The organism is Comamonas sp. A7-5 (assembly GCF_039581385.1).
In the GTDB taxonomy this organism is placed as follows: domain Bacteria; phylum Pseudomonadota; class Gammaproteobacteria; order Burkholderiales; family Burkholderiaceae_C; genus Comamonas; species Comamonas thiooxydans.
The window spans coordinates 13,706-27,032 of the sequence record NZ_JBCPWO010000010.1; the positions used below are offsets into that span (position 1 = coordinate 13,706).

Sequence of the window (13,327 nt, forward strand, 5' to 3'; positions counted from 1 at the left end):
CCTGTCCCACCCTTTTCACGGGCATTGTGTGCACAATGGAATGCAAAAGCGTTTTCCCTGTGTTCTGTCCATGGAGAGTCTCACGATGTCGCATGCTTTTGCCAAAACCCTGAAGTCCTTTGAACTGGCCGAGGGCAAGAAGGGCAAGTTCTATTCCTTGCCGGCCCTGGCCAAGCAGTTCCCGGAGATCAAGCGCCTGCCTGTCTCGATTCGTATCGTGCTCGAATCGGTGCTGCGCAACTGTGACGGCAACAAGATCACCGAGGAGCATGTGGCGCAGCTGGCGCGCTGGCAACCCAAGGCCGAGCGGGTCGACGAGATTCCGTTTGTCGTCGCGCGCGTGGTGCTGCAGGACTTCACCGGCGTGCCCTTGCTGGCCGATCTGGCCGCGATGCGCAGCACCGCTGCCAAGCTGGGCAAGAAGCCCAAGTCCATCGAGCCGCTGGTGCCCGTGGACCTGGTTGTGGACCACTCCATCATGGTGGACTACTTCGGCACCAAGAAGGCGCTGGACTTGAACATGAAGCTGGAGTTCCAGCGCAACCAGGAGCGCTACCAGTTCATGAAATGGGGCATGCAGGCCTTCGACACCTTCGGTGTCGTGCCGCCGGGCTTCGGCATCGTGCACCAGGTCAATCTGGAATACCTGGCGCGCGGCGTGCACAAGGCCAGGAGCGGCAAGGGCGAGGCGGTGTACTACCCCGACACCCTGGTCGGCACCGACAGCCATACCACCATGATCAACGGCATAGGCGTGGTGGCCTGGGGTGTGGGCGGCATCGAGGCCGAGGCGGCCATGCTGGGCCAGCCCGTGTACTTCCTCACGCCTGATGTGGTGGGCTTCGAGTTGACTGGGCAGTTGCGCGAAGGCGTGACGGCCACCGATCTGGTGCTCACCGTCACGGAGCTGCTGCGCAAGGAAAAAGTGGTCGGGAAGTTCGTCGAGTTCTTTGGCGAAGGAACGCGCAGCCTGTCCCTGCCGGATCGCGCCACCATCGGCAATATGGCCCCTGAATATGGGGCGACCATGGGCTTCTTCCCAGTCGATGAAAAGACCATCGAGTACTTCAAGGGAACGGGACGTACCAAGAGCGAGATTCAGGCCTTCGAAGCCTACTTCAAGGCCCAGCAGCTGTTTGGCGTGCCCAAGGCCGGCGAAATCGACTACTCGCATGTGGTCAAGCTGGATCTGGGCAAGGTGGCACCGAGTCTGGCCGGGCCCAAGCGCCCGCAGGACCGCATCGAGATCGGCCATGTGGCCGGGCAGTTCGACGAGCTGTTCAGCGCTCCCGTGGCCCAGAATGGCTTCAATCTCCCAGCCGATCAGCTGGCGCGTCGCCACGTGGTGAGCCCCGATGGTCCCGAGGCCTTGCAGCCCGAGAGCAAACCCCTGTCGGCCGGTGCGGAGCGCAACAAGGCCGAGATGGTGAGCAACACACCCGAGACAGGTAAGGTCGAGGCCAGTGCGATTGCTGCTGATGCCAGCCATGCGGTTGCAGCGCCGGAAAAGAGCTTCGATATCGGCAGCGGCGATGTGCTGATTGCAGCCATCACCAGCTGCACCAATACCTCCAACCCCAGCGTCATGCTGGCGGCGGGCCTGCTGGCCAAGAAGGCGGTGCAGGCAGGCCTCAAGGTCAAGCCGCATATCAAGACCTCGCTGGCCCCGGGCTCTCGCCTGGTCACCCGCTATCTGACCGAGGCGGGCTTGCTGCCCTACCTGGAAAAACTGGGCTTTGCGCTGGCAGGCTACGGCTGCACCACCTGCATCGGCAATGCCGGTGATCTCACCCCCGAGATCAATGCCGTCATCACGCAGAACAATCTGGTCTGCTCGGCCGTGCTCTCGGGCAACCGCAATTTCGAGGCTCGCATTCACCCCAATATCAAGGCCAACTTCCTGGCCAGCCCTCCGCTGGTGGTGGCTTACGCGATTGCCGGCACGGTGCGCAAGGACCTGATGACCGAGCCCGTGGGCAAGGGCAAGGGCGGCAAGGATGTGTATCTGGGCGACATCTGGCCCAGCAGCGAGGAAATTCAGGAGCTGCTCAAGTTCGCCATGAACGGCAAGGCCTTCCGCAGCAATTACGAGCAGGTGGCCAGTGAGCCGGGCAAGCTCTGGGAAAAGATTCGGGGTGTGACGGGCGCCACCTATACCTGGCCCGAGAGCACCTATATCGCCGAGCCGCCGTTTTTTGCCGACTTCGCTCTGGATTTGAAAGCACCACCCGAAGACGGGGCCAGCGCTGCAGGTCAGAAAGGCTCTAACTCCAGTGCGGTGCACGGTGCTCGCATCATGGCCTTGTTCGGTGACTCCATCACCACCGACCATATCTCGCCCGCAGGCTCCATCAAGGAGTCTTCGCCGGCAGGCAAGTGGTTGCTCGAGCATGGCGTGCACAAGGCCGACTTCAACAGCTATGGCTCGCGCCGGGGCAACCATGAGGTGATGATGCGCGGCACTTTTGCCAATGTGCGTATCAAGAATCTGATGATCCCCGCCGCAGGCGACGGCTCGCGCGAGGAGGGCGGTGTCACCCTGTTCCGCGACGACCATGGCCGGGCCGAGAAGATGGCCATTTACGACGCGGCCATGAAATACCAGGCCGCGGGCCGTGCCACGGTGGTGCTGGCAGGCGAGGAATACGGCACGGGCTCCAGCCGCGACTGGGCGGCCAAGGGCACGCAACTGCTGGGCATCAAGGCCGTGGTGGCGCGCAGCTTCGAGCGCATTCACCGCTCCAATCTGGTGGGCATGGGCGTGTTGCCGCTGCAGTTCAAGGGCAATGACAGCTGGCAAACCCTGGGTCTGACGGGCGAGGAGTTCATCGATGTGATCCCGGCCGCCGACCTGGCGCCGCAAAGCGATGCCCAGTTGGTGATCACCAGGCCCGATGGCAGCAAGAAAACCGTGACCGTGAAGCTGCGCATCGATACCCCCATCGAGGTGGACTACTACCGCCATGGCGGCATCCTGCCCTATGTGCTGAGGCAGTTGCTGGCCTGATTGCGCCAGCTTGCCAGGTAAAAAGGCCTGTCCTCCTCGGAGGCAGGCCTTTTTCGTGGGCTGGCGCGAGCCCTATTTCATCGAGTGCAGGCCGAACATATTGCCTTCGGTATCGATGGCCAGGGCAATAAATCCATAAGGGCCTATGGAGACTTTGTCGCGGTGCAGGCTGCCGCCGTTGCGTGCGACGCGGGCGGCCTGCTCGGCGCAGTCTTCACAGACGAAATAGACCAGCGTGCCGCCGCCGCCAGAGGGGCATTCCGGCATGCGGACCAGCGCTCCGGTGGCACCAGCGTTATCCGGCTGTCCTGGAAAGGCCCACATCTCCATGTCGGGGTGCTCGCCGCCTTCCGGCATGGCCAGCGCTTGCAGCCGACAGCCCAGCACGGCTTCGTAGAAGCTCCTGGCGCGCGACATGTCCTGCACGTAGATCTCGAACCAGCCAACGGGATTCATAGCCATCTTCAGCTCCTTGTCTGCTCATCGGTGGAAGTCCAGATGCTGAGGCAGCAGAGGCTGTGATGCAAGCAGACCCGGCCCTTAACAGGGGCTTCGAGCCTGGAACATGGGGCAAGGGCCGGGCGCGGGCTGCCGGGCGCCGGCCCGCACTCTCAGGGCTTTCTCTGGGCGGCAAGCTTTCTGGCCTTGCGGCGGTGCCACCAGAGCCAGATTCCGCTGATGCCCAAGCCGCCCAGCACCAGGCCGTTGAGGCCGGCCAGGATTTCCATCAGTACGCCACCCAGCTCGCCCGTGTGCAGCGGATAGGCCACGGCCACCGCCGCAGCGCCGGGGTCGAGTTCATTCCAGCGTCTGACGTCCAGCACGGCACCATTGCGCGGGTCCAGCCATACCGAGCTGATGCCGTTGGGGTGCGGTTCACCGGGGGCGCGAAAGCGGATGCGTACTGCCTGCTTGGCATTGGGCGGCAGCTGCACGAAGCTGGCCTGGGCATCGGGCATGGCCGCGCGGGCCGAGGCCAGCATGGCATCCACATCGGCTGGCAGCGCTTGGGCGGCGCCTTGCGCAGCCAGTGCGGGCAGCTTGGGTGGCTTGACTGCCGTGCTGCTGCTGAGCACATTGAGCCAGTCGCCCAGCGGTCGCCATGCCATATAGGCACCGGTGACGACCGACACCGCTATCAGCAGGCCCATGATCACGCCGCCGATGCGGTGCATGTCGAACAGGGCACGCACCAGGCTTTTATTGAGTTCTATGCGCCAGTTGCCCGGCCAGCGCTTGGGCCACCAGAGAATGACGCCCGTCAGCAGCAGCAGCACGTAGGCCAGGGTGGTCCAGGCCAGTATGGCCTTGCCGTTGGCGTCCAGCAGCAAGGTGCTGTGCAGCTTGAACAGCGTGTTGACAAAGCCCTCGGTCTCGCCGCGGCGGCCCTGCTCCGCTCCGGTGAAGGGGTCCAGGTAAATGGTGCCGCGCCAGTCCGCAGCCTGAACGCGCAGCCACAGGCTGTCCTGTGTCTCCTGAGGCAGCCGGAAGCGCAGAGTGGCTTTGCTGCCGAACTCCTCATGGACTCTTGCCAGTATCGGCGTCAGTGCTGCGGCCTGCTGCGCATGCGTCGTGCGGGCCTGGAACAGCTCGGGGTGCGCCATGCGGTCCAGCGGCTGGCCGATGATGAGCAGGGTGCCGGTGAGCCCGGCCAGAATCAGAATCCAGCCCAGGCCCAGGGCAAACCAGCGATGCAGCCGCAGCCACAGAGAACGTAGCGAAGTCATTGCGCGTGATGGTGTGATGCCCCGCGAGGTGGGCTCGCGGGGCCGCCGCTTAGAACGGCAGGGTGGCCTGAACGTACAGGGTGCGTGGCATGCCCACGTATTTGCCACCGCCGTTGTTGTCGGTGGAGCGGGTGAAGTAGCGGCGGTCAAACACGTTCTTCATGCCCACGGTCAGGCGCAGATTGTTCAGCTCCTTGCCGGCCTGGTAGCTGGTGCGCAGGCCCAGGATGGCAAAGCCCGGGATATCGCCCAGATTGCCATTGGCGTCTTCCTGCGTGATGTAGGGATTGGGCTTGGCGCTGGTGCCGGGCGTGCCGGGCGAGCGTTGCTTGGACTGGGCGTTCAGATCGGCATTGAAGGTCCAGCGCTCCATCGCATAACGTGCCGACAGGCCGGCCGTGTGGCGCGAATAAAGCGGCAGGTCGCGGCCTGCGAAGGGACCGGCCTGGCTGGTGGCCTGGGTGAAGGTATAGCTCATGCCCAGCGACAGGCCCTTGAGTGCCGGGTAGTTCTTGCCGAAGTCATAGCGCAGCGCCGATTCCAGACCACGGTGGCGCGTGGCACCCAGATCGGTCCAGATGCCGTTGCCGGTGCCGTCGCCCGGGCGGTCCAGGAACAGCTCCTTGTTGAAGTCGATATTGAACAGCGTCAGCTCGCCATTCCAGGTGTCGCTCTTGTAGTGCGTGCCCAGCTCATAGGTCTTGGCCGATTCGGGATAGAGCTGGTTGTTGGACGACTGGGCCAGCTGTGCGTACTGCTGGGGCCCGAAGGACTTGCCGGCATTGGCGAACACCGACCAGTGGCTGTCGACGCGGTAGAGCACCGACAGCGTGGGCAGCAGTTCGTTGGCGGCCGCCGTCGGGTAGATGGCCGCTGCGGTCGCGCCCTTGTAGTCCACCACATTGTTGAAGGAGCGGATGCGCTCGTAGCGCACGCCGGGCGTGATGGTCCAGTTGCCCACATCGATGCGGTTGTCGATATAGAAGGCATTGGCCGTGGTGCCGCCCTGGCTGGTCTGGGTGGTGTTCAGCGGCAGGGCCATGGCATCGACCTGGCCGGGCACATAGAAGCCGGAAGTGGCCAGCGCCGTTTCTGAGCTCTTTTCCTTCAGATAGCGATAGCCCACGCTGACTTCCTGCACCACGGAGCCGGTCTCGAAAATGCGCGAGTAGCGCGGCTCCACGCCGTAGTAGCTGTAGTCGCGCGGTGCGGCCGTGAGGCTGCGCTTGCCGGCATTGGCGCCGGTGGCGTCGCGTTCGATATAGCTGCCGCGGAAGGAGTCCACGTAGTAGCTGAGCACTTCGAAGTTGTTGCGACCGTCCTTGTAGCTGTACTTGAGCGAGCCGTCGGTGCGGCGGCCCGTGAACTGGTCATAGTTGCGCGTGCTCTGGAACGGGTCGGCGGCGTACTGGGCCGTGGTCAGACCGCCGGGCATCTGGCCCTTGCCCTCGAAGTGGTGCAGCGAAGCGGAAATGCTGCTGTTGTTGCTGAGCTTGTAGCTGCCCTTGACCAGCAGATCGTCGATGTCGGTCTTGTCGTTGCTGCTGCGCCAGCCCTTGCCGTGCGTGCCCGAATACAGCACGGCCAGGCCCAGGCCCGACTCGTTGGTGCCGCCCACAAAGAAGCTGGGCGTGGTCTTCACGTTGCCGCCGTGGCTGTAGATCTCGGTGCCGATGGAGGCTTCGGCCGCAAAGGTCTTTGGAATGGCACGCGTCGTGAAGTTGATGATGCCACCTACGTTCTGCGGGCCGTAGCGCACCGAGCCTGCGCCGCGCACCACGTCGATGGAGTCCAGATTGCCCAGCGCCACGGGCGCCAGCGACAGCTGGGGCTGACCGTAAGGAGCGTAGGAAACGGGCACGCCGTCCTGCAGCACATAGGAGCGTGGCGACAGGCGCGCGGTCAGACCGCGCACGCTCAGGTTCAGAGAGATATCGCTGCCGCCGGTGCCGTTGCTGTCCTGAACCTGCACACCGGGCACCAGGCGCAGCGCTTCGCGCAAGGTGGCCGCGCCGCTTTCCTGAATGCGCTCGCGCTCGACGATGGTGCGGGCGCCTGGATGCTCCAGCACCTTCTCGGCGCTGGACATGTCGCCATCCAGCCAGTTGCCGGTGACGGTGACCGAGTCCAGGGCGGCCTCGGCAGCGGCGGCGCTGGCCGTCTGTGCATGAACGGGGCTGGCGAGCACGCCAAGGGCTGCGGCAACGGCAGCGGCGGCGCTGCTCAGGCGAAAAGCGGGGGAGTCGGAAAGATGGAGGTTAGCCATGGGTGTTGTAGGGGAGTGCACACAGCACCTGGCTGGCATGAACAGCGCGCTGCCCCAGCCTTGCGCTGGCGGCATCTCTTGTCTTCAGTCGGGGCCGGAGGGGGCTATGTGGCGTTTATTGGCAGGCGCAGATATTAATGAGAATGGCTGTCATTTGGCTGTATGTGGTTATGTTGAGACACAAAAAACAGCCTCCCTGTCCGGCAATCGGGCCGTCCGGGGAGGCTGCGTGCGGGAGCTGGACGCTGGCACGGCCCTGCGAGGGCTCAGACGTATTTCCCTGTCAAGCCGCCGTCGGCCACGATTTCCGTGCCCGTGATGTAGCTGGCGGCATCCGAAGCCAGGAAGGCGCAGACGTTCGCCACCTCCCACGCAGTCCCCATACGTTGCAGTGGCACCTGCTGTGCCCGCGCAGCCTTGGCCTTGCCCAGGCTGTCGGAGAACATATGTGCCACATTGGCGGTCACGCGTGGCGTATCGATCAGACCGGGCACAACCGTGTTGGCTCGAATTCCGTGCGGCGCGTACTGCTGTGCAATCATGCGCGTCATCTGGATGACGGCAGCCTTGGTCGTGCAATAGGCGAGATGCGGATAGCCGAGATAGCGCAGTCCCGCGACCGAAGCGATCGAGATGATGGTGCCGGAGCCACGCTGCACCATCGCCGGAAGAACCGCCTGGCAGCTCAGCATCAGACTTTTCACGTTCACGCTGTGAATGCGGTCCAGGTCATCTGCGCTTGTTTCCAGCGGTCCACCCGTCTTGCCTATGCCTACGTTGTGATGGAGCACGTCGATGGCCTGGTGCCTGGCAGTTATGTCTCTGAAGGCCGAGAAGATGTCCTCTTCGCGCGCCATGTCGGCCTGATAGGCAAAGGCGCTGCCACCTTCGGTTTCGATCAGGTGCACGGTCTCCTTGGCGGAGGCAAGATCGCGGTCGATCACGCATACCGTCGCTCCCTGTCGTGCATAGGTGATGCACGAGGCTCGGCCGATGCTCCAGCCAGGGGCGATGGAGCCGCCACCGGCGACGGCGACCGTGCGGCCAGTCAGGTCAAGCAGTGCGCGCAAAGGTGGTGCCGTATCGGGAGTTATGCCGGACATTTCACTGCTCCTCTGCCGCACCTGGGCTTACGTACGCAATTGCATGTTCGACGGTTTCCCAGATGAATCGGCCCGAAGGGTTCTGCTGCTCTTCGGCGATATGTGCAACCAGTCCTGCCGCGCGCGATATCACGGCAAACCCGCGCATGATTCTGGTGGGCACACCGATCTCCCCCAGCAGGGCAGCCACGGCGCCCGTGGCATTGATGGTGATCGCGCGGCCGGCACTTTCGTTCACCGCCTGGGACAGCATTTCCAGGGCACGAATCCTGTCACCTTTCAGATCCGCCTCCTCGCGTCCCATCTCCAGCAGCTTGTAGGCGCGGGGGTCGACCGGCTTGTGAAGGTGGTGTCCGAATCCGGGGACGGGCGACTTTTGCGACTGGTAGTGACTGGCGATGCTGCGGGCTTCCTCCATGGGGCTGGAGGCCGCGATGATGCGGTCGAGCAGTCCCGAGCAGTTCTCCATGGTGCCGACAAACGAGCTGCCCACGGCCAGCAGGCCCGCAGAGACGGCTCCCTGAAGATTCTCCGGTGCGCTCATGTAGACGACGCGGGTGGCAATGGCGCTGGGAGTGAGGCCATGCTCCATCAGCACAATCAGCACCACATCGGTGATGCGCAGGTCCACGGGGCGTGGGCTGCGTCCGAGGATCTGCATGAGCATCACCTCCGTGAACGTCTTCTTGCCCATGAGATCCTGCACGAGATCGGCATCGCCGTAAGTCAGGCTGGTGAGCGTATGCGTGCACAGGCTGGTGGTAGGAGGCTGTTTCATTTGCTTCATGGCTTGCTTTCTTCAGGTGTTGCTGCCGCTGGCAATGGCCAGGTCGCGCACGGCATTCTTGAGAACCTTGCCCACGGGAGAGCGTGGCAGTTCGCTCATGAAGTGGATGCGTTTCGGGGTCTGGACGGGGCCAAGCCGTTCGCGCAGAAAGGCCGCGAGATCGGCCTCGGTGGCCTGTTGGTCCGGCCGCAGCTGCACTGCGGCCTGGACGCTTTCGCCCCATTTGTCGTCAGGAATGCCGAAGACTGCGCATTCATGCACGGCCGGGTGCTGGGCGAGGGCGTTTTCAACGTCGATCGGGTAGACGTTGAAGCCGCCCGTGATCACCATGTCCTTCAGGCGATCCTTCAGATAGAGGTAGCCGCGCTCGTCGAACATGCCGCGGTCACCGGTGTGCAACCAGCCATTGACCAGCGTCTCTGCCGTCTTCTCGGGCAAGTTCCAGTACCCGGTCATCACCAGCGGCCCGCGCGCGACGACCTCGCCCACCTCGCCGGTTTCAAGCAAGAGTCCATCGGGAGACATGATGGCCACGTCGCTGTACCAGGTGCGTCGTCCGACCGCTGCCCAGTTGGCTTCTTGCTCGAAGTCCTCGGGGCGCATCACGGTGAGAATCTGAGGGGCCTCGGTCTGTCCGTAGGTGGTGCCGAGCACGGGGCCGAAGAAATTCCGGACCTCGCGAATTTTTTCCGGAGGCATCGGTGCGCCGCCGTAGATCAGGCGCTTGAGGTGAGGGAAGTCGGCGCGCGTCGTGTCTTGCAAGCCCATCAGCATGTACACCAGGGTTGGCGGCATGAAGCACACCGTGCCGCCGCGATGCTTGAACGTGTCGCGCACCGCCTGCGCGCCGGCACCGTCCATGATCACGTGGCAGCCCCCCTGCGCAAGAATCGGAAGCACATAGGTCGAGGTGCCGTGGGTGATGGGGGCGGCCATGACATAGCGGTCCTGTTCATCGAATGACCAGGCATGGATCTGATTGACGATGTTGGCCATCCACGCGCGGTAGGGCTGCATCACCCCCTTGGGCGCTCCGGTAGTGCCTCCCGTGAACTTGATGGCTTGCGTTGCGTCTTCGTGTAGATCGAAGCTTGGAATCGGTGCGCCTGCGTGCCGGGATATCAGCTGTGCCAGAGTGGGCTGCTCTGCCTCGGCCGTGCCGATCAGGATGCGCCGAGCCCGTGCATCGCTGACCAGATCCCCGTAGCCCGCCTCGACAATCAGGATGCTGGCGTCGACGATGTCGGTGATGCGGCGGATCTCGGATTGCGTGCTCTTGGGGTTCAGGGGCACCCACACCTTGCCGCAGGCCAGCACGGCCAGAAGTGCAACGATATGCTCGGCGCTGTTGGTTGCGCAGATGGCCACGCGCGATTGCGGCCTGGGGTCCAGCGCCAGCAATCCGCTGGCCGTGGCGCAGACCTGCTGTGCCAGCTGTTCGAAGCTCAACTGCTCAAGCGGCGTGTCGATGGCGATGCGCTGCGGCCAGCGCTGTACTGCGCGCCAGAAGAAATCGATGGGATACATAAACCTTGTCCTGGTGAGTTAGTTCGCCTTGGCGCCCGATGCCTTCACGACCTCGCTCCAGCTCTTGAGTTCGCTGGCGACGAATTTGCGCATGTCGTCGGGCGTTCCTGGTGCCGTGGTCGCGACCAGTTCAGCCAGTCTTTGCTTGATGCCGGGGTCTTTCAGTGCCTGGTTGAGTGCGGTGTTCAGACGCTTGATGATGACTTCCGGCGTGCCAGCCGGAGCGGAAATGCCGAACCAGGACTGCACTTCGAAGCCGGGGAAGCCCGATTCGGCCAAGGTCGGCACATCGGGCAGCAGGGGGGAGCGCTCCTTGCTGGTGATGGCCAGTGCGCGCAGCTTTCCAGCCTTCACATGCGGCATGGACGAGGGCGAGTTGTCGAACATGGACTGCACCTGACCGCCAAGCAGGTCGGAGACGGCTGGCGCACTGCCCCGGTAGGGCACATGCAGCATGTTCAGCCCGGTCCTCATTTTGAACATCTCGCCGGAGAGATGGATGGAGGAGCCGCTGCCCGAGGAGGCGAATGTCAGGCCGTCGCTGGAATTTTTCGCGAACCTGACATAGTCCTGCACCGAGTGGATCGGCAGGCCCGGATTGACCACCAGCAGATTGGGAATCTTGGCGATCAGGCCTACCGGCTCGAAGTCCTTGACGGGGTCGTAGCCGAGCTTGTTGTACAGCGATGCATTGATGGTGTTGGCGATCGTGTAGACGTACAGGCTGTACCCGTCGGCAGGAGCGCGGGCGACGATTTCTGCGCCCACATTGCTGTTGGCGCCGGTACGGTTGTCCACGATGATGGACTGCCCCAGCTCCACGCCCATCCGGTTGGCGACTAGGCGCGCAACGACATCGGTGGCGCCGCCGGCCGCATAGCCGACGACTAGCTTGAGAGGCTTGGTGGGCCAACTGGTTTCCACGGCCGGTGCCGCTGATGCCAGGCATGAGCCCAGCGTTGCGGCGATGGCGATGCAGATGTTTCTGCGATGCCTTTCCTGCTTCATCATTGTCTCCTTGAAAGGGTTATGAGGGTTCTTCAGCGCTGTCGAACCCCATATGCCGAGAGCCATGGCTTGTCGGCGATTGTTTCAATGAAGCGGGGAAATGAATGAATGAAAACGTCTGCCTGCCGGACGAAATCACTAGGCGAAAACCCTCTGCAGGAGAGGAGAGCAAGACCTTGAGCCGTGGCTTGGCGGTGATGGATGCCGTGCTTGCCGGGCCGCAGGAGGGGATGCGTGTGGCCGAGCTGTGTCGTCAGACCGGTCTTGAGCGCGCCACCATCTATCGCCTGCTGGCGGCATTGCAGGAGGCTCGCTATGTGACGCTGGTCTCACGTTATCGCTACGGGCCCGGCGAGCGCTGGAAGGCGCTGGTGCCCTGCAGCAAGCAACGCGAGGATCTGGCGCAGCGGCTTGCGCCGGTTCTGGCCGCCATCAGCGAAGGGTGTGGGGATGCCGCATTTGCCGTGGTGCGCGACGGTGGTCTGTCCCACTGTATTGCGCGGCATGTGGGCAGCTATCCCATCCAGATTCTGGTGATACAGGTGGGTACGCGCCAGCCCCTGGGGGTCGGTGCCGCCGGGCTGGCGCTGCTCTCGGCGCTGGCAGACCGCGAAGTGGAAGCGGTGCTCGACGTCAACGCGCCGGCGCTTGCCTTGTACGGCGGCATGACGCAGCAGCGCCTCAGACTTCTGGTTCAGGCCACACGGGAGCGAGGCTGGTCATTGGTGGGCAATCATGCGACCCAGAATGTGCTGGCGGTGGGCCTGCCGGTGTGCGATGCCAGCGGCGATGTGCTGGCAGGCATCAGCGTGGCCGCCACCGAAAACCGCATGCCGCGCGAGCGCCAGCGCCGGATCGTGCAGCTCATGCGCAAAAGCCTGCGCGCCCATGGTTTCGACGCGTTCTGAGCGGCAGGCAGGGGCCATCGCAGCTGCTGCGGCTTAACCCTGTTCGGCCAGCAGGTCCTGCAAGGTCTTGACCTGCAGGCGCAGGCGCTCGTTCTCGGCTTCCAGCTCGGTGACGCGGGCCTGCAGCTCTTCGGGGCTGGCGGCTGGCGCGGCTTCTGCCGATTCTTCGGCTTCGGGCTTGGCGGCCTTGGGCTTTTTCTTGGCATCGCGCACCCGCTTGGCTGCCTGCTTGAGGGCATCGGCGCCTTCGGCGGCCACGGCTTGCTGCTCTTCCTCGGGCAGGGTGGCGACCACGGCTGCGGCATTGAGCGAGAGTTCGCCGGCCTTGACCGCGGCCACGACTTCGGGCGCGGCCTTTTCCTGGATGGTCTCGATCATCTTGACCTGACCGGCCGACAGGCGGGCGGCGCGTGCCAGGGCTTCACGTGTGTCCAGCGCTTCGTCGGGCACCTTGGCCACGCTGGCCAGAGCCTGGGCCACCACGGGGTCGGTCTCGCCTTCCCATGGGGCTTCCTCGCTGGCCGGCTGGGCGGCCTTGGCGGCGTTCACGGCAGCGGCTGCTGCAGCGCGTCGCTCGGCAATGATCTCGCGCTTGCGCAGCGCCAGCACGCCGCGCTGGAAGTCCGAGACCGAGCGGCGACCCAGATGCTGGTCGATCATCCACAGATGCACGTCGTCCATGTTCTTGAACTGCGTGGCCTGCACGGTGTTGAAGGGCAGGCCGTGTTTCTGGCAGATGCCGTAGCGGTTGTGGCCGTCGATGAGCAGATCGCCCCAGACCACCAGGGAGTCGCGGCAGCCTTCGGAAAGGATGCTGCGCTCCAGCGATTCGTGCTCGTCCGGGGTCAGAGGGTCGATATAGGCCTTCAGGCCTTCGTCAATCTTCAGTTCCATGTGTGTTCTTCAAATTGAGGAGCTGCCTGCACTTGTTATCGTTGATTTTCAACATGAATTCAATTTGAATTCAAGAAAAGACGAGCGAAAGCAGCTATAG

General features: G+C 63.6%; 10 protein-coding genes. 2 read left to right on the forward strand and 8 right to left on the reverse strand.

Annotation, left to right across the window (positions count from 1 at the left end):
• Positions 1–85 precede the first annotated feature (85 nt).
• Positions 86–3,007 carry an aconitate hydratase gene (locus AAIL67_RS16940; RefSeq protein ID WP_034407471.1) on the forward strand — a complete coding sequence of 974 codons (2,922 nt, stop codon included), beginning with the start codon at positions 86–88 and terminating at the stop codon, positions 3,005–3,007.
• 72 nt (positions 3,008–3,079) lie between these two features.
• Here the strand turns inward: AAIL67_RS16940 and AAIL67_RS16945 are convergent, their stop codons facing one another.
• The 7 genes from AAIL67_RS16945 to AAIL67_RS16975 form a co-directional block, all read right to left on the reverse strand.
• The gene (locus AAIL67_RS16945; protein ID WP_034378428.1) at positions 3,080–3,469 is read right to left on the reverse strand and encodes a VOC family protein; all 390 of its coding nucleotides are present in this window, start codon (positions 3,467–3,469) and stop codon (positions 3,080–3,082) included.
• A 149-nt stretch (positions 3,470–3,618) separates the two neighbouring features.
• Positions 3,619–4,734 (reverse strand): PepSY-associated TM helix domain-containing protein, encoded by a 1,116-nt coding sequence (locus AAIL67_RS16950; RefSeq protein ID WP_034378427.1) that lies wholly within the window; start codon positions 4,732–4,734, stop codon positions 3,619–3,621.
• A 49-nt stretch (positions 4,735–4,783) separates the two neighbouring features.
• Complete coding sequence (locus AAIL67_RS16955; protein ID WP_052052653.1) at positions 4,784–7,000, reverse strand: TonB-dependent siderophore receptor; 2,217 nt, start codon at positions 6,998–7,000, stop codon at positions 4,784–4,786.
• A 266-nt stretch (positions 7,001–7,266) separates the two neighbouring features.
• Complete coding sequence (locus AAIL67_RS16960) at positions 7,267–8,103, reverse strand: SDR family NAD(P)-dependent oxidoreductase (RefSeq protein ID WP_052088139.1); 837 nt, start codon at positions 8,101–8,103, stop codon at positions 7,267–7,269.
• Between the two features lies 1 nt (position 8,104).
• A complete protein-coding gene (locus tag AAIL67_RS16965; RefSeq protein ID WP_034378426.1) occupies positions 8,105–8,890 on the reverse strand; it encodes a citryl-CoA lyase in 786 nt (261 codons plus the stop codon).
• 12 nt (positions 8,891–8,902) lie between these two features.
• Complete coding sequence (locus AAIL67_RS16970) at positions 8,903–10,417, reverse strand: AMP-binding protein (protein ID WP_343484434.1); 1,515 nt, start codon at positions 10,415–10,417, stop codon at positions 8,903–8,905.
• Between the two features lie 18 nt (positions 10,418–10,435).
• Positions 10,436–11,428 carry a tripartite tricarboxylate transporter substrate binding protein gene (locus AAIL67_RS16975; RefSeq protein ID WP_238553944.1) on the reverse strand — a complete coding sequence of 331 codons (993 nt, stop codon included), beginning with the start codon at positions 11,426–11,428 and terminating at the stop codon, positions 10,436–10,438.
• 101 nt (positions 11,429–11,529) lie between these two features.
• On the opposite strand from AAIL67_RS16975, the gene AAIL67_RS16980 reads away from it, so the two are divergent.
• Positions 11,530–12,333 carry an IclR family transcriptional regulator C-terminal domain-containing protein gene (locus AAIL67_RS16980; protein ID WP_343484435.1) on the forward strand — a complete coding sequence of 268 codons (804 nt, stop codon included), beginning with the start codon at positions 11,530–11,532 and terminating at the stop codon, positions 12,331–12,333.
• 33 nt (positions 12,334–12,366) lie between these two features.
• On the opposite strand, the gene AAIL67_RS16985 is transcribed toward AAIL67_RS16980, so the two are convergent.
• A complete protein-coding gene (locus AAIL67_RS16985; RefSeq protein ID WP_034359442.1) occupies positions 12,367–13,227 on the reverse strand; it encodes a plasmid replication/partition related protein in 861 nt (286 codons plus the stop codon).
• Positions 13,228–13,327 lie beyond the last annotated feature (100 nt).